Annotated in this window: 2 pseudogenes; both read left to right on the top strand. The window is 67.6% G+C overall.

The annotated features are described in order from the left end of the window. Positions 1-534, top strand: a pseudogene (locus RHBS_RS27915) (glycosyltransferase); the annotation flags it as partial. A 63-nt stretch (positions 535-597) separates the two neighbouring features. Beyond that, positions 598-1,156 (top strand): annotated as a pseudogene (locus RHBS_RS27910) (Mur ligase domain-containing protein); the annotation flags it as partial.

Raw genomic sequence — 1,156 nt, 5'->3', positions numbered from 1 at the left:
GCCCGGTGCTGTTGGTGTTCGGCGGCTCGCAGGGGGGCCCGATCGCTCAACGACGCGGTGTCCGGAGCCTCGGCGGCCCTCGCCGGTGCCGGTATCTCGGTTCTGCACGCGCACGGTCCGAAGAACTCGCTCGACGTCGAGCAGCGCAATCCGAATGCGCCGTACGTCGCGGTGCCGTACATCGACCGGATGGATCTGGCGTATGCGGCCGCGGACCTCGCGATATGCCGGTCCGGTGCCATGACGGTCGCCGAGGTTTCCGCGACCGGTCTGCCTGCCGTCTACGTGCCCCTGCCGCACGGCAACGGCGAGCAGGAACTCAACGCCCGTCCTGTGGTCGACGCCGGAGGTGGCATCCTGGTGTCCGATGCGACACTGACCGAGCAGTACGTGAGCGAGACGGTGGTCGCGCTGCTGGCCGACACCGAAAAAATTGCCACCATGTCTCGGGCCGCCGCCGGTGCCGGGCACAAGGGCGCAGCAGCTGCCGTCGCGCAGATCGTGCTCGATACCGCGCACGCGGCGCGGCGCTGAGCTGGGCGGCGTCGAGCATGAGAAGAGAACGAGGGAGACGTCCGCGTGACAACTGAGGGTGCGATGTCGGATCTGCCGACAGAGCTCGAACGAGTACACATGGTGGGCATCGGTGGTGCCGGAATGTCCGGCATCGCGCGGATCCTGCTGGCTCGCGGGGGACAGGTGTCGGGTTCGGATGCCAAGGAATCGCGCGGCGTACTCGCACTGCGCGCACGCGGTGCCCAGGTCCGCATCGGTCACGACGCGAGCGCGCTGGACATGATCGACGGCGGACCCACCGTGGTGGTGACGACCCACGCCGCGATTCCCAGGACCAATCCAGAACTCGTCGAAGCTCGTGAACGCGGAATCCCGGTGGTGCTGCGTCCGGCCGTGCTGTCTTCTCTCATGCAGGGATACCGCACGTTGTTGGTCTCGGGTACGCACGGCAAGACGTCGACGACCTCGATGCTGGTCGTCGCCCTCCAGCACTGCGGGTTCGATCCGTCGTTCGCCGTCGGGGGAGAGCTGAACGAGGCCGGGACCAACGCTCATCACGCAGCGGCGACGTGTTCGTGGCCGAGGCGGACGAGAGCGACGGCTCGCTGCTGCAGTACACGGCCAACGTCATCATCGTGAC

It is taken from the genome of Rhodococcus sp. BS-15, from assembly GCF_000813105.1.
In the GTDB taxonomy this organism is placed as follows: Bacteria; Actinomycetota; Actinomycetes; order Mycobacteriales; family Mycobacteriaceae; genus Rhodococcoides.
Note: the sequence above shows the minus strand (reverse complement) of the source record. Positions and strands in the feature narration are given on the sequence as shown.